The organism is Acetobacteraceae bacterium, assembly GCA_039613835.1.
In the GTDB taxonomy this organism is placed as follows: Bacteria; Pseudomonadota; Alphaproteobacteria; order Acetobacterales; family Acetobacteraceae; genus Sorlinia.
Window position 1 is genome coordinate 1,647,185 of record CP154827.1, and the last position, 22,409, is coordinate 1,669,593.

At 56.8% G+C, this 22,409-nt stretch carries 24 protein-coding genes, 1 tRNA gene and 1 pseudogene; 20 read left to right on the plus strand and 6 right to left on the minus strand.

Going from position 1 to position 22,409, the window contains the following annotated elements; all coding sequences use genetic code 11:
* The first annotated feature begins 454 nt into the window (after positions 1-454).
* Together AAYR33_09140 and AAYR33_09145 are read left to right on the plus strand one after the other, a co-directional pair.
* Positions 455-583: pseudogene (locus AAYR33_09140) on the plus strand (hypothetical protein).
* A 63-nt stretch (positions 584-646) separates the two neighbouring features.
* Positions 647-1,702 carry a phosphomannomutase gene (locus AAYR33_09145; protein XAO72452.1) on the plus strand — a complete coding sequence of 352 codons (1,056 nt, stop codon included), beginning with the start codon at positions 647-649 and terminating at the stop codon, positions 1,700-1,702.
* Positions 1,703-1,779: 77 nt separating this feature from the next.
* Here the strand turns inward: AAYR33_09145 and AAYR33_09150 are convergent.
* Both AAYR33_09150 and AAYR33_09155 read right to left on the minus strand, forming a co-directional pair.
* A tRNA-Ala gene (locus tag AAYR33_09150) sits at positions 1,780-1,855 on the minus strand.
* 81 nt (positions 1,856-1,936) lie between these two features.
* On the minus strand, positions 1,937-2,557 hold the full coding sequence (locus AAYR33_09155) for a Maf family protein (GenBank protein ID XAO71134.1): 621 nt from the start codon (positions 2,555-2,557) through the stop codon (positions 1,937-1,939).
* A 359-nt stretch (positions 2,558-2,916) separates the two neighbouring features.
* On the opposite strand from AAYR33_09155, the gene hemE reads away from it, so the two are divergent.
* The 3 genes from hemE to hemJ all read left to right on the plus strand — a co-directional run bounded on the left by hemE (position 2,917) and on the right by hemJ (position 5,115).
* Entirely contained in the window at positions 2,917-4,005 is a 1,089-nt protein-coding gene (gene hemE, locus AAYR33_09160) for a uroporphyrinogen decarboxylase (GenBank protein XAO71135.1), read from the plus strand.
* Between the two features lie 109 nt (positions 4,006-4,114).
* Entirely contained in the window at positions 4,115-4,699 is a 585-nt protein-coding gene (locus AAYR33_09165; GenBank protein ID XAO71136.1) for an HAD-IA family hydrolase, read from the plus strand.
* Positions 4,666-5,115 (plus strand): protoporphyrinogen oxidase HemJ, encoded by a 450-nt coding sequence (gene hemJ / locus AAYR33_09170; GenBank protein XAO71137.1) that lies wholly within the window; start codon positions 4,666-4,668, stop codon positions 5,113-5,115. The genes AAYR33_09165 and hemJ overlap by 34 nt, the downstream gene beginning before the upstream one ends.
* Before the next feature lie 25 nt (positions 5,116-5,140).
* Here hemJ and AAYR33_09175 read toward each other — a convergent pair whose 3' ends face one another.
* Positions 5,141-6,070, minus strand: a complete 930-nt coding sequence (locus AAYR33_09175; GenBank protein XAO71138.1) for an SDR family NAD(P)-dependent oxidoreductase — start codon at positions 6,068-6,070, stop codon at positions 5,141-5,143.
* Positions 6,025-6,723: a DedA family protein gene (locus tag AAYR33_09180; GenBank protein XAO71139.1), complete on the minus strand. Its 699-nt coding sequence runs from the start codon at positions 6,721-6,723 to the stop codon at positions 6,025-6,027. The genes AAYR33_09175 and AAYR33_09180 overlap by 46 nt, the downstream gene beginning before the upstream one ends.
* 147 nt (positions 6,724-6,870) lie before the next feature.
* Here AAYR33_09180 and AAYR33_09185 point away from each other — a divergent pair, with 147 nt between their 5' ends.
* From AAYR33_09185 to AAYR33_09200, 4 genes are all read left to right on the plus strand, one after another.
* Positions 6,871-7,008, plus strand: a complete 138-nt coding sequence (locus AAYR33_09185; protein XAO71140.1) for a hypothetical protein — start codon at positions 6,871-6,873, stop codon at positions 7,006-7,008.
* A gap of 156 nt (positions 7,009-7,164) precedes the next feature.
* Positions 7,165-7,533 (plus strand): hypothetical protein, encoded by a 369-nt coding sequence (locus AAYR33_09190; protein XAO71141.1) that lies wholly within the window; start codon positions 7,165-7,167, stop codon positions 7,531-7,533.
* Positions 7,534-7,799: 266 nt separating this feature from the next.
* Positions 7,800-8,384, plus strand: a complete 585-nt coding sequence (locus tag AAYR33_09195; GenBank protein XAO71142.1) for a prolyl oligopeptidase family serine peptidase — start codon at positions 7,800-7,802, stop codon at positions 8,382-8,384.
* Positions 8,385-8,395: 11 nt separating this feature from the next.
* Positions 8,396-8,707, plus strand: a complete 312-nt coding sequence (locus tag AAYR33_09200; protein XAO71143.1) for a prolyl oligopeptidase family serine peptidase — start codon at positions 8,396-8,398, stop codon at positions 8,705-8,707.
* On the opposite strand, the gene AAYR33_09205 is transcribed toward AAYR33_09200, so the two are convergent.
* Positions 8,677-10,125, minus strand: a complete 1,449-nt coding sequence (locus AAYR33_09205) for an MATE family efflux transporter (protein ID XAO71144.1) — start codon at positions 10,123-10,125, stop codon at positions 8,677-8,679. The two genes, AAYR33_09200 and AAYR33_09205, sit on opposite strands and share 31 nt — an antisense overlap.
* A gap of 233 nt (positions 10,126-10,358) precedes the next feature.
* On the opposite strand from AAYR33_09205, the gene AAYR33_09210 reads away from it, so the two are divergent.
* The 11 genes from AAYR33_09210 (at position 10,359) to AAYR33_09260 (ending at position 21,296) form a co-directional block, all read left to right on the plus strand.
* Entirely contained in the window at positions 10,359-11,504 is a 1,146-nt protein-coding gene (locus tag AAYR33_09210; protein ID XAO71145.1) for an AI-2E family transporter, read from the plus strand.
* Positions 11,505-11,622: 118 nt separating this feature from the next.
* Positions 11,623-11,997 (plus strand): hypothetical protein, encoded by a 375-nt coding sequence (locus tag AAYR33_09215; protein XAO71146.1) that lies wholly within the window; start codon positions 11,623-11,625, stop codon positions 11,995-11,997.
* The gene (locus AAYR33_09220) at positions 11,990-12,304 is read left to right on the plus strand and encodes a MotA/TolQ/ExbB proton channel family protein (protein XAO71147.1); all 315 of its coding nucleotides are present in this window, start codon (positions 11,990-11,992) and stop codon (positions 12,302-12,304) included. Before AAYR33_09215 ends, AAYR33_09220 begins: the two co-directional genes overlap by 8 nt.
* A 10-nt stretch (positions 12,305-12,314) precedes the next feature.
* Positions 12,315-12,731 carry a TonB system transport protein ExbD gene (exbD, locus tag AAYR33_09225; protein ID XAO71148.1) on the plus strand — a complete coding sequence of 139 codons (417 nt, stop codon included), beginning with the start codon at positions 12,315-12,317 and terminating at the stop codon, positions 12,729-12,731.
* A gap of 51 nt (positions 12,732-12,782) precedes the next feature.
* Positions 12,783-13,166 carry a hypothetical protein gene (locus tag AAYR33_09230; protein XAO71149.1) on the plus strand — a complete coding sequence of 128 codons (384 nt, stop codon included), beginning with the start codon at positions 12,783-12,785 and terminating at the stop codon, positions 13,164-13,166.
* A 91-nt stretch (positions 13,167-13,257) separates the two neighbouring features.
* Entirely contained in the window at positions 13,258-13,533 is a 276-nt protein-coding gene (locus AAYR33_09235; protein XAO71150.1) for an energy transducer TonB, read from the plus strand.
* Between the two features lie 193 nt (positions 13,534-13,726).
* A complete protein-coding gene (locus AAYR33_09240) occupies positions 13,727-14,869 on the plus strand; it encodes an efflux RND transporter periplasmic adaptor subunit (protein XAO71151.1) in 1,143 nt (380 codons plus the stop codon).
* Complete coding sequence (locus AAYR33_09245; GenBank protein ID XAO71152.1) at positions 14,869-18,006, plus strand: CusA/CzcA family heavy metal efflux RND transporter; 3,138 nt, start codon at positions 14,869-14,871, stop codon at positions 18,004-18,006. The genes AAYR33_09240 and AAYR33_09245 overlap by 1 nt, the downstream gene beginning before the upstream one ends.
* Positions 18,003-19,520, plus strand: a complete 1,518-nt coding sequence (locus tag AAYR33_09250) for an efflux transporter outer membrane subunit (protein XAO71153.1) — start codon at positions 18,003-18,005, stop codon at positions 19,518-19,520. The genes AAYR33_09245 and AAYR33_09250 overlap by 4 nt, the downstream gene beginning before the upstream one ends.
* A 299-nt stretch (positions 19,521-19,819) precedes the next feature.
* Positions 19,820-20,101, plus strand: a complete 282-nt coding sequence (locus tag AAYR33_09255) for a hypothetical protein (GenBank protein XAO71154.1) — start codon at positions 19,820-19,822, stop codon at positions 20,099-20,101.
* Between the two features lie 301 nt (positions 20,102-20,402).
* A complete protein-coding gene (locus AAYR33_09260) occupies positions 20,403-21,296 on the plus strand; it encodes a Hint domain-containing protein (GenBank protein XAO71155.1) in 894 nt (297 codons plus the stop codon).
* A gap of 40 nt (positions 21,297-21,336) precedes the next feature.
* Here the strand turns inward: AAYR33_09260 and rapZ are convergent, their stop codons facing one another.
* A complete protein-coding gene (rapZ, locus tag AAYR33_09265; GenBank protein ID XAO72453.1) occupies positions 21,337-22,308 on the minus strand; it encodes an RNase adapter RapZ in 972 nt (323 codons plus the stop codon).
* Positions 22,309-22,409 lie beyond the last annotated feature (101 nt).

Consider the following 22,409-nt stretch of genomic DNA (forward strand, 5'->3'; position numbering starts at 1 on the left):
GCATTTCTCCGTTATCGGGAGAAGGGCTTTCGATGAACATCGCAAGATGATCATTAAAGCCTTTATCCATCAGCAACGTTCGCCGACGCGGCGGGACGCTTCTGAACAGGTCGCGGCCCGCCGCCATTCCTGGGCAGATCTTCCACGCATCGCAAGCGAGACACAGATTTCTGACCGCTATGGTCCGGCCGCTCGATGTTGTATCGTTCAGACATCACAAAAGCGTGGTATGAAACCAAAATGCTGATCTCGTCATGGATGGAGGAAAGCGGCGTGGCCTTCGGCACAAGTGGTGCGCGTGGACTCGTCAGTGCCATGACGGACCGGCTCTGCTTTGCCTATGTTACCGGCTATTTGCAGTGGATGCGCGAGGTCGACGCCTTTTCACCCAGGATGAAAGTGGCTTTGGCAGGGGATCTACGCCCCAGTTCCCCCCCGGATCTTACGTGCCTGCATGGAGGCCGTGCGGAAATCCGGGGGGCAAGCTCTGTTTTGCGGATACGTCCCGACACCCTGCCTCAGTCTCACCGCTTTCAGAAAAAAAATCCCGTCCCTGATGGTGGCGGGCAGTCATATTCCGGCGGATCGGAACGGGATCAAATTCAATCGTAAAAGTCAGGAATTTTCGAAGGAAGATGAGGCAGGCATGCGCCGACAGCATGTCACCCTTCCGGCAGGATTGTTCAGCAGTTCGGGCGATTTGATCACCGCGCCAGAGCTGCCCCCGCCCAATGACGTGGTCACGCCCTTCCTCGCACGATATCGTGATTTCTTCGGCGAAAACGCCCTGCAGGATATGGTGTTCGGAGTCTATCAGCATAGCTCGGTCGCGCGTGACCTGATGGTCGATCTCATCAATGCACTTGGCGGACGCGCCGTGCCTTTCGGGCGCAAAACGACGTTTCATCCCATTGATACAGAGGCACTCGCGCCGGAAGATACTGCGTTGCTGCAAGATTGGGCGGCGCGTCACAGCGTTACGGCCATCATCTCCTCAGATGGCGACGCAGACCGACCGCTCCTGACAGATCATCTCGGAAACATGATCCGTGGCGACGTCATGGGATTGGTCACCGCGCGTCTATTGAAGGCGACGTTTGTTGCCACGCCGGTGACAAGCAATACAGTGTTAGAGTTAAGTCAAGCCGTACCCCGCATTGCGCGCACAAAAATTGGTTCACCTTATGTGCTCGCCGCCATGCCCGACCATGCGCAGATGCCGGAGAGAGCGATTATCGGTTATGAAGCGAATGGCGGTTTGATTTTGGGACAACGTCTCATCTCCGGCCAACATGTTTTGGACGCGTTGCCGACACGGGATTTTGCATTGCCCCTTCTCGCCACGCTCATTTCAGCCCGGGCTTATGGGAATGATCTGACCCGCCTGATCAACGCCCTTCCCAGGCGTGTGACCGCGTCAGCCTGCCTTAAAAACATGCCGCGGGATCGGGGGCTGGCGCTGGTCACACATTTTACCGCCTGCGCGGAGACAGATGCATTCAGGGCGGCATTAGGGATCCGTGGCCATCTGTACCATATTGATGAGACGGATGGCACAAGGATGTTCTTTACCTCAGGGGTGATCCTGCATATCCGCCCGTCCGGAAACGCGCCGGAATTGCGACTTTATGTTGAGACAAGCACCCAGGAGGAAGCAGATCGCCTCCTCAAGGCGGCAGAGACCTATATCGTGACGCGTTAGAACATCGCCCTGCCGGCCGCGCGCAGAGCCGCATTCCGGCGCTTCGACGCCGCGCTTAACTTCAGAATTTTGAGAAATGGTGGAGCCAATCGGGATCGAACCGACGACCTCCTGAATGCCATTCAGGCGCTCTACCAACTGAGCTATGGCCCCGCTTTTTGGCGGATATCTCACCGTGGAGCTTCGTATAACGGGCCGTTGAGAGGCTGGCAAGTCCTAACTTGCTGAAACATATCACGCCATCGCGCCCAATTGTCGCAATGCGGATAAAAGGGGAAGCAAGGGGAGGCCGAGTATATCGTCATAAGCACCCTCGATTTTCTCAAAAAGCTGCACGCCCCGGCCTTCCAGCTGATAACCCCCGACCGAACTGAGGACCGCTTCCCCAGCCTTATGCAGGTAATCATCAAGGAATGCGTCACTGAAATGCCGCATCTGAAGGCGTGGGCGCGCGAGATGCGTCCATATCGGGGCGCCGTCCTGGTAGATGACGCAGGCCGTTTGCAAAATATGCGTTCGCCCCCGCAGAAAAACCAGGATTTCACGCAATGCGGTCAGGTCAGGTGCTTTATCAATCTGCCGGTCTTCACAGGTCAGGATCTGGTCCGCGGCGATGACCAACGCGCCTTCCTCAGCATCCTGCCTCAAGCTGTAACAGCGCGCCTTGGCATGGGCGAGAGCGACCGCGATCTCACCGCCTTCGGCGCCACGTGCCCGCGCCTCATTTCTTATAGTGGCTTCATTTACATCAACAGGATATGCCCGGACATGGAGACCCGCACGGCGCAGGAGATCAAACCTTGTCCGGGAACCGCTGGCAAGAATGAGGGGCGTGTCTCGCTGTCGCATCGTCATGAGAAAACCTCGTCATACGGAGTCGGGACTCGATGATCACAATCTCGCACAGGCGGCATCGCCCTGTGAATCAGGATCGTGAGTACTGGGGTACATGGGGGAAAACCGGCTCATGCGGATGCCATGGTGGAGTACCGTGGATAGGGCCTTTCCGGCGGTATGCCGGTGAATTGTACACAGCCCTTCTGTGGGTAAAACTGAATAGATTCATGCAGCCCTTGGTGATAGCCACATCCAGAGTTGTACACAGTGTGGGAAACATGTGGTACATTTTTTGAAAGTCGGGTACCCCGTCTTCCACAGGGCTCTACAAAGACAATCACTTTCTTTTCTTTCTTCTTTTATGTTTATTGGCTCGTATGACGTGCAATTTCCCGCCAACTGAAACGAACCCTCATTTTGTCTCGACCGAGAAACCGCTTTTACGCGCTCTGGGTGGGCATCCTGTCTGGCCGCCCCCTTTATGGTTGATGCGCCAGGCGGGACGTTATCTGCCCGAATTCCGTGCCTGTCGGGAAAAATTGCCGTTTCTGACGCGGTGCCTGACGCCGGATATCGCGACGGAACTGACATTACAACCCATCCGGCGTTTTGGCATGGATGGGGCCATATTATTCTCCGACATTCTGATCCTTCCTCATGCCATGGGGCAGGAATTGGATTTTGTTGAAAATCTGGGGCCCGTTCTGACGCCGATCCGCGACGATGCGGCGCTTGACGCGCTGCAGCCGGAGGCGGTCGCTTCGTTCATCGCCCCTATTCTGGAAACATTGCGCCATTTGCGCCGCGCTTTGCCGCCCGCGACAAGTTTACTGGGATTTGCCGGAAGTTCCTTTACCGTCAGCTGCTATATGGTTGAGGGCCGGAGCTCCCGCGATTACAGCATCACGCGGGAGGCGATGTTGAAAGCGCCCGCATTTTACGACAGGCTCATGGCGCTCCTGACTGACGCCACGGCTGAGATGTTGGTCGCGCAGATTGATGCCGGGGCGGAAGCGGTCATGCTGTTCGATAGTTGGGCGGGGCTTTTGCCGCCACGCTTCTTCCGGCGTTATGTCATCGCGCCGACACGTCAGATCGTCACGGCGATTCGCGCAAAACATCCTCACGTCAAAATCATCGGTTTCCCCCGGTTCGCTGGCGTGATGGCGCCGATTTATGCGCAGGAGACCGGGATCGACGCCCTTGCCTGTGACACAGGGGCAAGCCTTGACATCGTGGCGGAGAGCCTGCCGGATTCAATGGCCCTGCAGGGAAATCTTGACCCGTTAATCCTTAAATCGGGGGGAGATGCGCTGACCCAGGAGGCGCAGAATATCTGCCGATCCATGTCGCATCGACCCCATATCTTCAATCTCGGCCATGGTGTCATGCCGGAGACCCCGCCGGAACATGTCGCCATGCTGGTCGAGGCCGTACGTATGCAGAAAAGACCTGAGATTTTATGACGGAAAATTCTATCCCTGCCGCGCTCAAACTCATCATGTTCGATTGTGATGGTGTCCTGGTCGATAGTGAAGATGCGTCTTCCCGCCTGATTGCGGAAGTTGCGACGTCATGCGGTGTGAAAATGACGCCGGATCAGGCCTTGGCGCGCTTCTCCGGCACGCAGTTTCTGTTGTCAAAAAAGCGCTGGAGGCGGATCTGCAGAAATCCCTGCCGGATGATCTTGTTACGCAGATGCAGGCGCGCATGGTCGCGATGATGAAAGCCGAAGCGCGGCCCGTCAAAGGCGTGGAGGCGCTCGGTTACGAATTTCGCGTGACCTCAAATTCATCCCGGGAGGAAATGGACGCCAAATTTGCGCGCGCGGGCTTGGCACATTTCTTTCCCGATGACCGCATTCACTCAGCCTTTGATGTGCCCCGCGCTAAACCGGCGCCGGATGTCTATCTGGCCGCGGCTGCGGCCGAACATCGATCCGTGCAGGAATGTCTCGTGGCGGAGGATAGTCTCCCGGGCGCAGAAGCGGCGGAGCAAGCGGGCATAGCCTGTTTTTTCCTTCGGGAAGATGGTCATCGCCCAGCGGACGCGCCGCCCAATCTCACCGTCATCCGGTCGCTCTCTGAACTGGGACGGGTTTTGAGAAATGCGAAAGGAAAGACGCGATGGATATTTTTATCTCCTACCTGCTGTGGCTGAAAGCCTTTCACATGATTGCCGTCATCGCCTGGATGGCGGGGATGCTCTATCTGCCACGCCTCTATGTCTATCACACGCAGACATCGGTAGGCAGTGTAGAAAGTGCGCGGTTTATTTTGATGGAGCGCCGTCTATCACACGCCATCATTGCGCCTGCCATGACCTTGACGACCGTGCTCGGCATCATTCTCGCTTTAATACCCGGCGTGATTGACTGGCATGCGGGCTGGTGGTGGGCGAAACTCATTGCGGTGGTAGGTCTCTTCGGGTTTCATGGTTGTTGTGCACGATGGCGCCGCCAATTAAGGCATGAGCAGCGCCTTCATTCCGAAAAGTTTTTCCGCGTGGTCAATGAGGTTCCGACGCTTCTCATGATCATCATCGTCATTGCGATCGTCGTACGGCCCTGGGGCTGAAGGAAAGAATCGCTGGTGCTTTCCCTCAGCTATAAGTGAAGGGATATTGCGCACCGGTGATCTCGACGGAGCATTGCCACAGGCGCTTCTGATCCGCTTCTTTGCGGGCCAATGCGGGGATGTGGGCTGGGCCGACAGGTCCGCTTCTTTCCCCGAATTTCTGCGGGCCGAAATAAGCGCCGCCCACATCCCCGCCAAGCCAGACAGGTGCCAGAAGCGGCTGCACGCCATCAGCGACATCCTGCGCAAAATGGTTGAAAATCGCAGCCCCAACCGGTTCAACGACGCGTTGATAGAGACACTGTTTAAAGGTTGGAACCGTCTCCTGATGCGGGATGCTGGCAATCATATTCGTGCGTGTCCATCCAGGATGTGCGGCGCATGATTGCACGGGAATGTCATGTTGGCGCAGCAGCCTGTCCAATGTGAGAGCGAACATCAGATTGGCCAATTTGCTTTGACGATAAAACGTCATGGAATCATAATATCGTGTGGCTTTCAGATCCTCAAAATGGATCCGCCCTTTTAAAGCGGCGCGTGAGGCCACGGTGATGACCCGCCCTTTGCCGCGGATCAACGCGGGAAGCAGGCACGATGTCAGCAAAAAATGCGCGAGGTGGTTGGTGCCGAACTGCAATTCCTGCCCGCAAGAGGTCAAGACGCGCTCTTGCGGTCCCATAACGCCGGCGTTGTTGATGAGGATATCAAGCCCTTCAACATCGAGACGTTGCGCGAAGGGGTTGATCTCATCAAGTGAGGACAGATCAAGCTGGCAATAGGTCACGTCAGCATCAGGCATCTGCTTTTTGAGATCATCGACGCGGCTCTGCCCTCTCTCGGCGTTGCGTCCTGTCATGATGACGCGGACACCGCGCGCGGCCTCAAGCCCCAGGCCGTTGGTGCTGCCCGTTATGATGGCTGTTTTTCTGCCGCCAGTTTTCTGAGTTCTGCCCATTCTCCGTCCTTCGGTAAATAAGGGTCATGATGCGCTGCTTCCATCGCAGCTTGCATAAACCTCTTTTCATTTCGTTTGAGCAGGAAGAAGATGATGAGCGCCACGATAAGAAAGACACCGCCAATGGTAAGAGCGAGAGGCCCTGAAAGATTGAGAATGCCTTTACCGAGGAAATAAGTCGCCGCCGCATAGCCTCCCGCCCACGCAACTCCGCCCAACGCGTTATAGACCAGAAAGAGCTGCCAGTTCATATGATTGGCACCGGCGAGTAAGGCGGAAAACAATCTCAGTATAACGACAAATCGACCGAAGAAAACAACGATTCCACCATGGCGTTGAAACAAGTAGCGTCCGAGTAACAGGCGTTTCGGCGTCAGCCCGATTTTGCGGCCATGTTTGATAAGTAAGGGAAAACCGACCGCACGTCCGATGAGATACCCGAAATTATCCCCCATGATAGCGCCGATAATTGCCGCCAGGGCAATCCAATGGATGCCAAGATGATGGGTTGATGCAGCATAAAGGGAGGAGGCAATAATCAGGCTTTCGGCCGGAAGGGGCAGACCCATGCTTTCAAGCATGACGACGCAACCGATAATGCCGTAACCATATTCTCGGATGAGATGTTCAAGAAAGTCTAGCAGGTTCGTCATCCTCCGGCGGCTTGATCAAAGGAAACAAAAATCGACATCATCACCCATCATGTCAAAGCCTTTCTGGAGCCGGACCGCATCCTGTCATGACAAAAAGACAAACACCCTCACCCGCGATGGAACATTCTCCCTGGGTCACCGCAGATTTTGTCGCCGGGCGGCACCACCCAGCTTGCTGAGATACGCACCTCAGCCGACACGGTTTACTGGCTTGAGACGCGCGTCGCAAAAGGGGGGAAACAACCCTCGTCGCGCAGAAAAATGCGTCTCCGCCCCGAGACGTGACAACGCCTGGTGTCAATGTCAGATCTTCCGTGAATGAATATGGTGGCGGGGCCTATGCGGTCGGTGCAGGGGCTGTGTCATCTTCACCAATGCCGTGGATGGTCGCATTTATCATATCGCAGACGGCGTGCAGAAGGTGATGGGCGGCACGGATAATTGTCGCTACGCCGATTTCTCGCCTCTATCGACGATGCAGGCGGGATCCCACCCCTCTGTGTCAGAGGGTGTTTTCTGCATCAGGGAGGATCATCGCGCCTCAGGGGGCAAGCCGAGACGAGCATTGTCTGGGTTGCGGAAGGGATTGAGACGGTCCTGATCAGGGGGCAGGATTTCTACGCGTCACCGCGCTTGTCGCCAGATGGGCAATATCTCGCTTTCATCAGTTGGGACCACCCCAATATGCCGTGGAATGAAACCCAACTGAAATTGGCGCGACTGAATTGGGCGGCGGGACATCCTGTCATCAGGGACATAGCGGTATTAGTGGGAGAGGATGCAGCGTGCAGCGTCATGGAGCCGGTCTGACAGGATCAGTCGACGCTTTTCGCCCTTTCCGACGCGATAGGCACCTGGCAGCCTGTAAAATTCGAGGAGAAGAAAATTGGACGGGCGCGTTTCTGCCGGACCCAGGGTTTGAGATCGGCGCGCCACCCTGGGTTTTCGGTCATCAATCCCTTATTTGCCCAAGCCATAGCAGGCTTCTGGTGCACGGCGTCAAAAATGGGATGCCGCATGTCGCGTTTTTTGATGAAGATGGTTGACGGGATGCGCATTTCGGGTTTTCAGCCGCTGTGCCTCTGCCGATTGGCGACGCGTTTGCCTGGCTCCACGCCCCAAGCGATGCCCCGCCCTCAATACGTATCGGGCGCAACCTCGCCCAAAGTCGGATTCTGCAATCGGCTTTCACATTCCCTGACGGAATTGGCCCGGAAGATTGTGCCCATCCGCGTGCCCTGTCTTTCCCCACGCGCGATGGGGCCACGGCACATGGCTTCTTTATGCGCCGGTCGATGGGCGCTGCCCTCACGGAGGCAGCAGGGCGTCCGCCCCTTATCGTCACGGCGCATGGCGGCCAATCCGGCTTTTCATTCAAAGTGCAGTGGTGGACGACGCGGGGTTTTGCCTTGCTGGATGTGAATTATCGCGGGTTCACAGGGTGGGGGCGCGCTTACCGTCAGGCTCTGGATGGTGAATGGGGGCGCGACGTGATGGATTGCATCGACGTCGTGCATTACATCTGCGACCAGGGCCTGGCAGATCCGAAGCGATGCGTCATCCGGCGGGCTGACCGTGCTGCGGTGTCTGGCGCTTTCAGATATATTCTGTACCGGCACATCGCTTTATGGCGTTGCGGACCTCATGACGCTGGTCGCTGAGACACATAAGTTTGAGTCGCGCTAGTCTTGATCGCCTCATCGGGCTGCTTCGCGAGGCGCGTCATCTGTACACCTCCCGCTCACCTGTCCATCATGCGGAGCAGATCAATGTGCCCGTTCTCTTCCTGCATGGAGATGCAGATCAGGTTGTACCCCTGACGCAGGCGGAGGACATGTATCAGCGTCTGAAGGATAATGGCATCACCACCGAGATCAAAATCTACCCGGGCGAAGGCCATGGTTTCCGCAATGCTGAAACATTGCGAGATTCCTTTCAGCGGGAATATGATTTTTATCTGAATGTCTTTCGCGGCGTGGCTTGATCGAGGTGATTCACAACCCAGAACGCGGTCAGCACGGCGACACTGCCGAAAATGATCATCCCCACGGCCTGTCCGTAGAGAATGCCGAACGGCCCCCAATGTGCGCCGATCCAGACAGGCGGGATCGTGCCGAGCGTGGCGCGCCCCCAATTGAACCCGGTTGAAAAAAGCGGGCGCGAGAGATTATTGAAAATAGTGTTGGAGACGAAGAGAAGACCAAGGAAGAAATAGCTCGCGACCAGATAGTCGCAGAACAGGTGCACAATGTCGAGCGCGACACCTTTCGGCGCAAAGATCGTCACGATCTCGTTTTGAAACACGTAAAGTGTGATCCAGGTGATGATGACGCAGACCATCGTCATTTTCAAGGAGGCCACCAATGTTTCCCGCACACGATGGTAATATTGCGCGCCGTAATTTTGCGATACGATCGGCCCGACCGAGCCTGTCAAGGCGAAGACAAACGCGAAGGCGACCGGGATGATTCTGTCGATGGTGGTCTGACCGGATATGGCCTCCGCGCCGAAACGCGCCATGGCGTGCGTAACGAATACGCCCCCGAACGGCGTTGCGATATTTGTCGCGACGGCGGGCAGGGCGACGGCCCCGACTTCCTTCAGTGAGGCGCCGAAAAATTCCATCCGCGGCCAGGTCAGGATGCGGTGGCGGCGCAGGCTGAGATAAGCGGCGGTCACCACCGCGAAGCGGGAAATGATGGTGCTGATCGCGGCGCCGACAAGGGCGAGATTGAACCCGAATATCAGAATGAGGTCGAGCAGGGCGGACACGATCGCCCCGATCAGTGACACTTGCATGGAGCGACGCGCATCGCCCGTCGTGCGGAGAAGGGCAGATTGCGCCATGCCCAGACAGACGAGGGGAAGGCTGAATGATGTGATTCGCAGATAGGTGGTGGCTTGGCGCAACACCTCCCCCCGCGCTCCGAGAGCAGAGAGGAGATCATGCGCGAAAATCAACGTCACGACGCCGAGAGCCGCGCTGATACAGAACATGAATGCGATAAAACATGACGCGTAATAGCGCGCGCGGACGAGGCGTCCCGCACCGAGGAGGCGGCCGATTGTCGCACCCAGCCCGATTGTCATGCCGATCGACAAGGCAATCTGAATGTAGCTGATGCCGCCGGCAAAGCCGATGGCGGCGGTCAAATTCGGGTCATGAAGATGGGAAATATAATAGAAATTGAGGAGATCAACCGCGAAGACGGCCATCAGGCCAATCGCACCGGTGGAGGCCATCACGAAAACATGGCGCCTAATGTCCCCATGCGTGAAACGCGCCGGGTTGGTTTCCTGAGGGTCAATGACCGGTGCCTGCTCAGATGAAACATCGGCGGCATCAGCCTGGCGACCAAAACGTTTTTTCGGGGAGAAAATCATGGAAGCTAAAACTGCCACATTACGTCATGAGACGAAAGATTGTTTATGGATGCAAGATTTTATGCAACAGCCTACACACGGTTGTGCCGCATAACGCATGATGCGGCGGCGCCTCCCGACAGCTCCCCGGGTGCGGAAGATGACACCGCGCTCATTTTGACAGAGTGGATGACGCAGAGAAGGTTTGAGCACCATGACGCAGCAATCCCGGATTTCCCCGTGAGGCCCTCCACGCCGATCGTCGCAAAAAAATGATGATCAGGCGGGCTGTGGCAGAGAGTCGACTCAATATCCGGGATGTCTGCACCCTGATTGTCACGGCCACGATTATGCTGACGATCCTTTATTTCGCGGCGACAATCGTGTTGCCGTTCGTCTTCGCGCTGATCATCAGTCTGTTGATGATCACGCCCATGCGTTTTCTGCACCGGACGTTACGCCTGCCGAAGCCTCTGGCGGCGCTCATGCTTATTCTCGTCATGTTTATAGTGGTGGGGGAGGGAATCGCGACGGCGGTCTCCGTCCCGGCGACATCCTGGCTTGAACATACTTCCCAGAATATTGCCCTACTTCAGGAGAAACTGGTCTTCCTGAACGGGCCAATCGATTTTCTACAGCGCGCCTATAACCGCATCATCTCGTTTTTCATGACGTCCCAGCAATTCGCGCCATCGGGAAACGCTTCCGGCCATCATGAAGTCACCTCGCCCGCTTTTTTCGGAAGCTGGGGGGTAACCGTCCTTTATGGAACGCGCACCATTCTGGTCGAATTTTTCACCACGATCCCCCTTCTGTTTTTCTTCCTGTTGTCAGGGGATGTTCTGCTGCGACGCATTATCGAGGTTATGCCCCATCACGCAGGGCGCAAGCGCGCTCAGCAGATGATGGCCAAAATTGAACGTAACGTTTCGATTTACCTCGCGACGATCACGGTCATGAACGGTCTCGTCGGATTGCTCAATTACCTGCAATGCTGGCTGCTGGACATGCCCAATCCGCTCCTTTTGGGTGTGCTGGCTTTTCTGCTGAATTACATCCCGATCATCGGCCCGCTGACCGGCGTCGTCATCTATCTTTTCGTCGCGTTATCAAGCTTCCACGCGGTCATCTGGGCTTTTGCACCGCCGCTGATCTACCTCCTCATCCACCTCATTGAAGGGGAGACGATCACCCCGCTTCTGCTGGCCAAACGCTTCATGCTCAACCCGGTGCTCGTCATCTCCTCCCTCGTTTTCTGGGACTGGATGTGGGGCATTGGCGGGGCCTTCCTCTCCGTGCCTATGTTGGCCGTGCTGAAGATCGTCTGTGACCATATTGATCGCCTGACGCCGTTGGGGCACCTCATTGGCAGTTCTGACCCCGTATCGATCAGAGGGCTAGAAGATGAGGGGCATTAGAAATAGCGATATCTTCAGATAACCGGGACATTAAGGGGTAATAGAAAAACTAAATTTAATTCTATCTTGATAATGATAACGACTCGCATTAATCTGCGCTCTCAGAGGTGTGTGACCCTTGACATCCGAATTTGGGCGTCAGGAAGCTGTCCCGTCTGAAGGATCAAAGATTATGGGCGTGAGTCTTTCTCCATGGCAAATGTTCCTGACGGCTGACCCGGTCGTTAAATTCGTCATGACCCTTCTGGCGCTCGGTTTCGTGACGGTGTGGGTTGTCCTTATTTCCAAAACAATCGAATTATCCCGCCTCAAGCGACGCCTCATGGCGGAGGACAAAATTCTCAATGAGTCGCGCAACCTTGACGATGCTTTTCAACGTCTTGGAGATGAGGATTATCTTGGCTACGGCATGATCCTCGCCGTAAAGGCGGAGCAGGAGCGCTCTCGCGACATTATGGCGGATCGAGGCGGCCGAGGCCCGCGCCTTGAATAAAGATACAGGCATACTCGCGACAATCGGGGCAACGGCGCCGTTCGTCGGTCTTTTCGGCACGGTTTGCGGGATTATGCGGTCCTTCACCGGTATTGCCGAGGCGCTGCTGGCAACGGCGATGGGATTGGTGGCGGCCATTCCGGCGGTCATCGTCTATAATCATCTTTCACGTGAAACAATGCAGTGTCGTGCCCATGTCGCTGACCTGACATCGGGCCTGATGCGGGTCGTCTCGCGTGATCTCTCCCGCCAGGCACTGAATGCCCCCGCGCCCGTCCTGCAGCTTCGCAGCGCAGTTGACGCCTAGGCAAGCGATCATGAGCCTCCGGATCCGACATGCGGACGAAACAAATCAGGAAGCACATGAAATCAACGTCACGCCATTTATCGACGTGATGCTGGTGCTGCTGATTATTTTCATGGTGACAGCGCCGCTTTCAACCGTGAGCGTGCCGGTGGATCTCCCCGCTTCCATCCAGCAAGCCAGACCACGACCCGAAAAGCCCGTGTACCTTACCGTGCAGGCGGATCACTCGATTTCCCTGGGTGAAGATAAGGTTCCCGTATCCGGTCTCATCGCGGCGATCGCCGTGGCGACGAAAGGCAATAAGGATGAGCGCATCTTCCTGCGCGCCGATAAGGCGGTCGATTATGGAAGTTTGATGAAAATGATGGATCAGCTCGTGAGCGCGGGTTACGCCAAAGTCGCCCTTGTCCTGTTACAGAGAGAATGAGCTTTGCCGCGTTTCGATGAAACGTGTTTTTCAGTATGGCACATGCGTCATATGGCGAATGCACGGCGTCATGGGCAGAGGCGATGGCTCTCAAGCTTGCTCATGACGGGTGGGGCCATGGCCCTCGCTCTGGTGCTGAGCCTGATCGTCCTGAAAGAATTGGCGGAAACGAAAGGTGATGCCAACGAGGCCCAGCAGCCAATCCAGATCTCCCCCGTTTCCGCCCCCGCGCCCCCGCGCCCCCTCGACCCGAGGCCTCTCACGCAACCCAATCTGGCGGCATCCACACCCATTTCGCCGCCCTGGATCCCGGCCCCCGAGACGTCGTTGCAAACGCCGCCTCTGGCTGTTCCAAAATTTCGGAAGCTGCGCCAAAACGTCCAACGCGACCCGGTGAGCGACGGCCCGGGAGAAGACGCCGGCACCCCCGGCTGAAAAAGCGACCGCACCGCCCGCATCTGAAAACACGGCGGACCATCGTGATCTGAAGCAGGCCACCGCCTCAAGTGGCGCGCAGGATAACTGGATGGGACGGGTCTATGCACGACTGAAAGCCTATCGACGCTACCCGAATGAGGCCAAAAGCGCAGGTATTGAGGGCAAGGTCGGCATGTTGTTCACCTTTGACCGCACGGGCCATGTCGTCGCCAGTGGATTGGCGAAGACCAGCGGGAATGAAGCGCTGGATGAGGCCGTCATCGCGCTTCCGAAGGATGCTGAACCTATTCCCCTTCCGCCTGATCCCGACAGACTGACATATCCTTATCGCCTGACGATACGCATCGGCTATAAGCTGCGCTGACGCCAAATTTCAGTGTCTCTCACCAAGCATGAAAGGGCAAAGCGCGGCGGGGCGTCTGGCATGATGATGCAAACGGAGCCGGATTTTCGCATTCTCCTTTTCAAGTCACGCTTTTTGTTAATAATCTTGCGGTGGGCGCGCCGTATCGGCTAACCGCCTTTCTGACCATATCACCAGAGTGGGAATCACAGGAATGCGCCAGATCACGGGTTCCCGACGCGTCATTGCCGTTTTTATTCTGATTTTCGTCGTCCTGACGCTGTGGACGCTCATCAGTTTTTTGCATCGGTCAAAAATAGCCGACCATCCCACCCCCATCCGGGTGGAAAAAGGGATGGTCATTCTTGAAGACAGCGCCGCCGTTCGGGACCAGATCAAAACGGGCCCGGTCGAGACAGCCTCCCGACTTCATGAGCATGAAGTCCCGGCTTTTATCCGGTCGGATGAGCGCACGACGGTTGAAATTTTCCCGCCCGTCACAGGGCGTATTGTTGAGACAAGTCTGCTGGCCGGGCAGCCTGTCAGTCGCGGCCAGGTTCTGGCTGTGATGGAATCCGGTGATTTCAACCAGGCTCTGGCGGATTATCGCTCCGCGATCGCGCAGGAAACCTATCAGGAACGCGTCGTGACACGTGCCCGCAACGTGCTCAAGGTTGGCGGAAATGCCGCGAAAGATCTCGATAGCGCGCTGAACGCTCTCGCGCAGGCTCAGGCAGAACGCCAAAGGGCGGAGCGCAGGCTCAAGGCCCTCAATATCAGCCCGGACCAGGTGACGTCCGGTCAGGTCAAAATCCTGTCACCGATTGACGGCAATGTGCAGCGCACCATCCTCGCCCAGGGTAAAAACATCACGGATGCGACCATCAGTCAGGCGACATTGGAGGATCTGTCGCAAGTGCAGATTGAGGCTTACGTGCCGGAGGACGCGGTGGCGACCATTAGAACGGGCCTTCCCATGCATGTCACTTTCGATGATCTGCCGGGGCGCGTCTGTGACGGGACGGTTGAACGGATAGAACCCGAGTTGCGGGACGAAATCCGTCGGATCATCGCGCGCATGACCTGTCCCAATCCCGACAAGGTTCTGCGCCCGAACATGTTTGCCCATGCACGCATCGATATTCCGATGCCGCCCATGCTTCTGATCCCGAAATCATCCGTGGTGATGAATAATGATCAGTTGATCGTCTTCGTTAAAGTGGCGGAGGGTCGCTATGTGCGCCGTTCCATTGAGGCCAGCTTCGATGAGACGGATCATGTCCGCGTCAGAGAGGGGCTGAAGCCCGATGACATAATCGTCACGCAGGGCGCTATTCTTCTGAATGACGCGGTGTAATGCACGACGCCTCTCCGCCCCCCGATCCTGTAACGCGTGAAAGCCGGATCGGGCGCATCATGGCGGTCTGCTTTCATAGTCGCTTCGTCTGCTTCGCCGCCGCGATCATCATGGCGCTTGCGGGACTTTTCGCGTGGGAGACAATCACCGTTACCGCCTACCCTGATCTAAGTCCGGTGACGGTGCAGGTCATTACGCAGGTGCCCGGATTGGCGGCGGAGGAAATCGAGCAACAGGTTACCCGCCCGCTGGAACGAGCCCTCAGCGCCGTGCCACGCCGAGCCGCCATGCGGTCAAGCAGTACGTTCGGCCTCTCCATCGTCACGCTGATTTTCGAGGAGAACACGGATATTTATCTGGCGCGGCAATTGGTCTCGCAGGGTTTTGCGGAAGCCTCACTCCCGGGCGGGGCCGCGCCGCAATTAGGGCCGATCACCGGCCCGGCCGGTGAAATCTATCGCTACACGCTTGAATCGACGCAAAAGAATCTGATGCAATTGACGGATCTCCAGACATGGGTCGTCACCCCGAAATTGAGATCGGTCAAAGGCGTTGTCGATGTCGATAATTTCGGCGGCATCACGAAGGAATATCAACTCGTCCTCAACCCTGACGCCCTTTATCGCTATAATCTGGGGGTTGATGACGTGGTGGCGGCCATCCAGCGCAACACGGGCAATGCGGCGGGTGGCAGAGTGACACGTGGGGAGCAATCCTACGTGATACGTGGCGTCGGCATCGTCCATAGTCTCGATGACATCCGCCTGATCGGCATCAAGCAGCAGGGTGGCACGGCCATTCGCGTCAAGGATCTCGGGCAGGTGCAATTCGGCCATCGGATCAGGGAGGGTATCCTCGGTAAGGACGGCAATCCCGACGCGATTGGCGGAATCGTCACCATGCTGACAGGCACGAATCCCAGCGAGGTTTTGAAGGGCGTGCATCACTGCGTTGCCGAATTGCAGAAGCAGCTTGCACCGATGGGCGTCCAAATCGTGCCCTATATTGATCGGAAAGATCTCGTTGATGCCACGACCCATAAGGTCGGGGAAACGATGACCGCGGGCATTCTGCTCGTTGTGCTGATCCTCTCACTTTTCCTCGGTTCACCGCGCAGCGCGCTTGTCTCCGCCGTGACCATCCCCCTGGCGCTCGCGACCGTCTTCGTGCTGATGAAAATTGTGGGGCTGACGGCCAATCTCTTCTCCCTCGGTGCAGTGGATTTCGGGGTGGTCGTTGATGGGGCGATCGTCGTGACGGAGGCCGTCCTTCGCCTGCGGGAGCATCATCCCGACAGGCAGCTGACAGCGGATGAGGTCATCCAAGTCGCCCGCCAATCAGGGCCCTCCATTTTCGCATCGACCTTGATCATCATCGCCGCTTACAGCCCGCTTTTTGCCTTTCAGGGGGCGGAGGGCAAATTATTCCGCCCGATGGCCTTCACGGTCGGTTTTGCTCTTCTCGGCGCTTTGATCTGCGCCTTGTGCCTCGTCCCGGCTCTTGCTTATTATGCGCTACGACAGCCGCGCCGCATCATCTCAGTCAGGCCGGTGATCTGGCTGACATCCGCTTATCGTCATCTGCTTGAGCGCGCTTTGGGTAAGTTCAATGTGATCTTCATCGGGGCGGTCTGTGCTCTGGTCGCGGTCATGGTATTGGGGGCCAATATCGGGCGCGCCTTCCTGCCGCAGCTTGATGAGGGTACGCTTTGGATACAGGTACAGTTGCCCTCCGGCATTTCGTTGGAAAAAAGCTCGGAGATCGCGACCCAGCTGCGCCGCACTGTCAGAACCCTGCCGGAAACGACCTATGCCATCACGCAATTGGGCCGGAATGACTCCGGCACGGACCCATGGACTTTCTCTCACATCGAAATGCCGGTCGGCCTTAAACCTTACGCGTCTTGGCCCGCGGGCGATACGAAGGCGGATTTCCTCAATCGTCTGCGGCAAAAATTATCCGCCATTCCGGGCATCGGCTTCGGGATCAGCCAGCCAATCCAGGACGGGCTGGATGATGTCGCCGGGGGTGCGCATAGTCCGCTCGTCCTGCGCGTTTACGGCCACGACTTTACAAAATTGCGCGCGCTGACGGGCCGCATCGTTTCCGCTCTCAAAACTGTGCCGGGGACGCGGGATACTTCCGTGTTTCAGGGACCGAAGATTCCGCAAATCGTCATCCGCGCCGATCGGCGGAAAATGGCGCGATACGGGATTGATATGTCCGGCTTCATTGCTCTGGTCGGCAATGCCATGGGGCGTGGTGTCGTGACACAGGTTTATGTGGAGGATCGGGTCCATGATGTCACATTGAAATTGCCGGACAAGGCGACCGCGACGATGGAAACGCTGAAATCCCTCCCCGTCCGCGCCTCAGGCGGCGCGCTGATTCCGCTTTCCCTTATTGCCGATGTCGCGCTGGATATGGGGGAGGATAATATCACCCACGAATTCGGCGCGCGGCAATTAACGATCCGCGTCGATAATGGTGACCGCGCGCTCTCGAAATATCTTGCAGATGCACAGGCGGCCATCGCGCGGGATGTCTCCTTTGATGCTGATCAATTCCACCTCGAATGGGCCGGGAATTTTGAGCAGGCGGCGCGCGCTCAGGTCCGTTTATCTGTCGCCCTCATCGCGATGCTTGGCCTGATGCTCCTCCTGCTGTTTCTGGAGTTCAGGGCCTTCCGGTTTGCCACCCTGGTATTGGGCATTGTCCCCCTTGCCACGTTAGGCGGGCTCATTGCTGTCTTCATCCGGGGGGAGACGCTTAATATCGCGACCGCGGTCGGTTTCATCGCGCTTTTCGGTGTGGCGGTGCAGAACGGGATCATCATGGTGGCCGCGATCAGAAGGCGCCTCGCTGAGGGGGAGGCGATACGTGACGCTGTGCTGGATGGCGCGGTTGAACGCTTCCGGCCGATCATTATGACCGCAACCGTTGCAACGGCGGGGATGTTGCCCGCTGCCTGCGCAACGGGCGTCGGGACCGATGTCCAACGTGGTCTGGCAACGGTCATTGTGGGCGGGCTCGGGATTGCGACCCTTCTGACCCTTTTTGTCCTGCCTGTCTTCCTCTGCCGCATGGAGGCTGCATGGGCCCGGCGGATCGCGCGCAGGGAGGTGCGTGGGACATGACACGTTACCGCGTCTTTCCCCTCATCGCTTTGCTGACGTCGGTGGGTGGCTGTGCCGTCGGGCCGGATTACACGCGCCCTGAAATGGTCAAAAACGCTGCTTACCGACCCGGCTTCATGTCAAAGACGATCCACGGCACGCCGGGTGCGGGGCTGTCCGGGGCGCGGCAAACGCTTCTGGAAGGGGAGGACGTCTCGGGTCAGTGGTGGCGGGCTTTCGGGTCACCGAAGCTGGATGCCCTTATTGCCCGCGCCTGTGCTGGTAGCCCCAATCTCGCGGCGCTGAAAGCCCGTCTCAAATCCGCCTATGAGCAGACGGATGCACAGGGGAGCAGCTTATTGCCGACAATCGCGGCATCTTTCAATCCGACCAAAAACAAGACATCTCGCGCTTATTCGCCTGTGCCTGGCAATAATCGTTACCTTTACGGATTGCAGACGGCGCAATTGGCCATCACCTATCAGTCAGATATATGGGGCGGCAACCGACGAGTCGTTGAATCGCAGGCGGCCCAGGCTCAGGCCCAGCGCTTTGAGCTGGTTGCCGCGACAAATACGCTCATCAATAACGTGCTTGTCGCCGTCATCACGCAGGCGCGTTTGCGGGCTCAATTGACTGCGACCGGGCAGATCACAGCGGTGCAGCAGCGCATTTATGATGTGATGGAAAAGCAATTTGCGTTGGGGGATGTGTCAAAGGCGCAATTACTTGCGCAACGCGCGGCGCTCTCCCATGCGCAATCGCTCATGCCGGATCTGAGATTACAACTCGCCAAAATGCATGATCTCATCGCAGCCCTCATCGGGACCACGCCGGATGAAGTTCTGCCGGAGTTTAATCTTGAGGACTTTCAGCTACCTGCCAATTTACCCGTCACATTGCCCTCGGGCCTGCTGGATCAGCGCCCCGACATAAGACAGGCCGAAGCCCGACTACACGCGGCAACGGCCGATCTGGGCGTGGCCATTGCTGATCGGCTGCCAAATGTGCAACTTTCCGCTTTTCCGGGTCAGGCGGTCAATGCGATGAACCAGTTTTTTGCGCCGGGTATGGGGAACTGGTCCATCGCCGCCATGGTGACGCAGCCCATTTTTCAGGGAGGTGCTTTGCTTCACACGCAGCGCGCCCGCCGTGCGGAGGTCACTGCTGCCGTCGCCACGTACCGGGACACGGTCCTCTCAGCTATTCAGGATGTGGCGGATTGTCTCCATGCTTTACAGCAGGATGCAGATGCCCTCAGCATCAGCGCCGCCAACGAGAAGGCGGCTGTCGAAAGCTTCAATATTTCTCGTAGTCAGGCTGATATTGGCGATATCAGTCCTGTCCTGCTTCAGGCCAGCGTCCAGATCGAGCTTGAAGCGCGACTTAATCTGATCAGCGCACGCGCCGACCGTTATCTCGACAGCGTGGCGTTGTTTCAGGCCGTGGGCGGTGGCTGGTGGCACCGACAGGATGCTGACATGCCCGACCCCGGCACGAACTGGAAAGCGGCCTTCCAGCAGCGCGATTATTAGCGCTTGGATTTGCAACCTCAAGATGTATTGCGCTGCATCTAACCGGGTATTTGCGCCATAGCAAGAGGTAAATCGTCGTTTATCAGCGCCTTACCAGCGCATCAACTTACCGTTTTTCTCAAAGATTCAACTGAATAGAATGGTTCGATAAGAATTATAAGTAATTATCACGAATTCAGCAGATATCTGGGCCGACCCCATAGCACTCCGTATAAAAAGCGGGGTTAATATTCTGTTTCAAACAATAGAATCAGGTTGCGGGCAGGTCGTTCGTCGGTTACCCGGGCGGAGTCGAAATAATGGCAATTCCTCAAGAGGACACTTACAGGCTGAATGTCGCGCAACTTAGAAACCCACGCGGTGATAATAATATGCCCGGGCGTTGGAGATTCACCATCGGCGATAAAGGGGGCAACACGACGAATGACATCGCGCCGAATACCGACGTGACCTTCAACGGAGACAAGATTTCCCTCACCATGCCAAATGGCAAGAGTTATGTCATTGACCCCGCAAGTATCGCCGTGAGCGATAAAGATCCTGGCACGATTTTTGTTCAGGATCTCGAAAGTGGCTCCTAGTGGGTTTTCTCTATCCTCGATTCGCCGACGATGGAGTTGGGAATGACCTTTGACTATGCCCCACCGGTCGGAACAACGGAGCCGATGAGAGGTGAGGCGACCATGGGTGAATGGCGTCCCAACGGGGGTTACATCAATTATATCAACGGCAAGGACACGTCCCATGTTGATTTCGGTCCGCCGGAATGTTTCTTGCCCGGAACGCTGATTGAGACGGAAGAGGGGCTCAAACCCGTTGAAGCAATCCGCCTTGGGGGATCGTGTGCTGACAATATGAGGCCGGTATCGTCAGTATCTTCCCGTGATCTGGGTCGGTTCACAGTCCGTCAGAGTGCATCCGGATTTGTCACCCGATATGGCGGAATATCCCGTCATCATCAAAGCCGGTGCGATCTCGGAACATGTCCCCCAACGGGACCTGCGCGTGACGTCTGAGCACTGCATCGCGTTGGAAAACCGCCTTATCCCTGTGCGCATGTTGGTCAATGGGAAATCAATTTTCTACGACATGATGGTGACCTCCTACGAGGCTCATCATTTTGAGACGGCCCGCCATGCCATTATCCTGGCGGAAGGGCTGGGCGTGGAAACATTTCTCGATACGGGCAACCGGAATCGGTTTGAGAAACATGTGGGCATCACGCCTGTTGTGAATAGAAACCCTGACACAGCTTATATGCCGGCCTTGCCGATCGGGATGGCCTTACCGGAGATGAAGCATCTCTGGACACGCATCGCGCAGCGTGCCTCGACCCCATCTGCCCCTTCCCGTCATGCTATCAAACCCGGAAGACGCCGGCCATCACCTCGTCTAACGATACTGTCAGAGAGTGGGGCCGCTTACCGATTGACGCAGGTCGCGCCTAATATTTTCAAGACGCGACTTCCCGCTTCGGAAACAAAAATTGCTTTCGAGTCACCGTCTTTTCGTTTCTGTGATCTGAACGGGCCTTATCATGATGATCGGCGACGCCTCGGTATGCTTGTCGAGGGGATCGACATCACCACCGATGCGAAAGCTGACGGCAAGGCGCGAGATGTGGCTTTCGAACGCGGGGCGGGATGGATCGGGTCTGATGCGTCGTGGTCATGCTGGACGAATGGCCGCGGTGAGCTTCATTTCGAACCACCGGAAAATAGTGGTCAAATGCATATGATTGTGCGGGTCAACGCTGACGTTCTGAAGCCCGTCTGACGGAAATTCTCATCAGCGGCAGGATGAAACGTGAGGCGGCTTATTGCGGCGGTTTTGCCCAGCGCCAGAAGCTTCTCCCCTGCCGTGCCAATTCACGATGGGAAACAACGACCGGCCCATCCTGACTTAAACCGGAGTGGGTGTGATCGGCTAATTTCTCTGCGATATCTTCAATCATCGTGACCGAGCGGTGCTGCCCGCCAGAGCACCCGACAGCGATTGTTGCGTGGCGTTTCCCCTCACTGACAAAGCGCGGAAGAACCAGACCCAGCATGTCGAGGAGCTGGTGGAGAAATCGATCATAATCCGGGTCGGCGCGCACATAGGCCTGCACCTCGGGATCCAGACCGGTTTTGGGCCGCAATGTCTCATCATAATGCGGATTACGGAGGAAACGCGCATCGAAAACAACATCTGCCTCTCGCGGCAGACCGGCGGGAAAAGCGAAGGACATCAGCGACAATGTCAGTGCACCGCCATCCGCACGCGACCCGAACCGTGCTTCGACCATCTGACGAAATTCCGGGAGGGAAAGGCCCGACGTATCTATGACGAGGTCAGCATGTGCACGGAGCGGGGCCATCACCTCAATTTCCCGCGCGATATTCTGCGCCAGGCTATACCCGGCATTCGGGTCATTATCATAAGGGTGTCGCCGCCGCGTGGCGGTGAAGCGTTTCAGCAGCGCATCCGTATCTGCCGTTGCAAAAATCAGCTCACTGCGTAACCCGGCCCGCGTCCTGAGCCTTGCGACGAGATCGACAACGGAATCGATGTTGAAACCGCGCGTGCGTTGATCAATGCCGATGGCAAGATTATGGTCCACGCGTGAGACGAGTTGCTCGACAAGGTTGAGCGGTGGATTATCAACGACTTCATAGCCAAGATCCTCCAATGCGCGCAGCATTGAGGATTTACCCGCGCCTGAAACGCCCGTTACCAACAGGATACGTTGAAGATCATTCAGATTCAGAACTGACCTCCCGACTCCAAATCCATTTCCGGCCCTCATCTTGCCAAGGCATGAAACGAACATACCCTGCGAAGCGTCATCGCGTGCAAATTTACCATGGCACGCGTACGTTAAGCAATGTAATGAACGTTATGTGTAAG

Bases quoted from the DNA above. Each gene is read 5' to 3' on its own strand.
- AAYR33_09145 (XAO72452.1), top strand. From the start codon at position 647: ATGCGCCGACAGCATGTCACCCTTCCGGCAGGATTGTTCAGCAGTTCG.
- AAYR33_09155 (XAO71134.1), bottom strand. From the start codon at position 2,557: ATGACGATGCGACAGCGAGACACGCCCCTCATTCTTGCCAGCGGTTCC.
- hemE (XAO71135.1), top strand. From the start codon at position 2,917: ATGACGTGCAATTTCCCGCCAACTGAAACGAACCCTCATTTTGTCTCG.
- AAYR33_09165 (XAO71136.1), top strand. From the start codon at position 4,115: ATGCGGTGTGAAAATGACGCCGGATCAGGCCTTGGCGCGCTTCTCCGG.
- hemJ (XAO71137.1), top strand. From the start codon at position 4,666: ATGGATATTTTTATCTCCTACCTGCTGTGGCTGAAAGCCTTTCACATG.
- AAYR33_09175 (XAO71138.1), bottom strand. From the start codon at position 6,070: ATGGGCAGAACTCAGAAAACTGGCGGCAGAAAAACAGCCATCATAACG.
- AAYR33_09180 (XAO71139.1), bottom strand. From the start codon at position 6,723: ATGACGAACCTGCTAGACTTTCTTGAACATCTCATCCGAGAATATGGT.
- AAYR33_09210 (XAO71145.1), top strand. From the start codon at position 10,359: ATGATGATCAGGCGGGCTGTGGCAGAGAGTCGACTCAATATCCGGGAT.
- exbD (XAO71148.1), top strand. From the start codon at position 12,315: ATGAGCCTCCGGATCCGACATGCGGACGAAACAAATCAGGAAGCACAT.
- AAYR33_09230 (XAO71149.1), top strand. From the start codon at position 12,783: ATGGCGAATGCACGGCGTCATGGGCAGAGGCGATGGCTCTCAAGCTTG.
- AAYR33_09235 (XAO71150.1), top strand. From the start codon at position 13,258: ATGGGACGGGTCTATGCACGACTGAAAGCCTATCGACGCTACCCGAAT.
- AAYR33_09240 (XAO71151.1), top strand. From the start codon at position 13,727: ATGCGCCAGATCACGGGTTCCCGACGCGTCATTGCCGTTTTTATTCTG.
- AAYR33_09245 (XAO71152.1), top strand. From the start codon at position 14,869: ATGCACGACGCCTCTCCGCCCCCCGATCCTGTAACGCGTGAAAGCCGG.
- AAYR33_09250 (XAO71153.1), top strand. From the start codon at position 18,003: ATGACACGTTACCGCGTCTTTCCCCTCATCGCTTTGCTGACGTCGGTG.
- AAYR33_09255 (XAO71154.1), top strand. From the start codon at position 19,820: ATGGCAATTCCTCAAGAGGACACTTACAGGCTGAATGTCGCGCAACTT.
- rapZ (XAO72453.1), bottom strand. From the start codon at position 22,308: ATGAGGGCCGGAAATGGATTTGGAGTCGGGAGGTCAGTTCTGAATCTG.